This window comes from Streptomyces sp. AC558_RSS880, assembly GCF_019049255.1.
Classification (GTDB): Bacteria; Actinomycetota; Actinomycetes; order Streptomycetales; family Streptomycetaceae; genus Streptomyces.
Window position 1 is genome coordinate 1 of record NZ_JAGMUJ010000162.1, and the last position, 229, is coordinate 229.

Below are 229 nucleotides of genomic sequence, written 5' to 3' on the forward strand. Positions count from 1 at the left end.
GTGGAGCCGCCGGCCCAAGCGGTTAGTAGGTGAGTGATGGGGTGACGCAGGAAGGTAGTCCATCCCGGGCGGTGGTTGTCCCGGGGTAAGGGTGTAGGACGTCAGGTAGGCAAATCCGCCTGGCACATAGTCTGAGACCTGATGCCGAGCCGATTGTGGTGAAGTGGATGATCCTATGCTGTCGAGAAAAGCCTCTAGCGAGTTTCATGGCGGCCCGTACCCTAAACCG

The 229-nt window shown here is 59.4% G+C and carries 1 rRNA gene; it reads left to right on the forward strand.

The annotated features are described in order from the left end of the window. Positions 1-229 (forward strand): 23S ribosomal RNA (locus KUM38_RS38780); the annotation flags it as partial.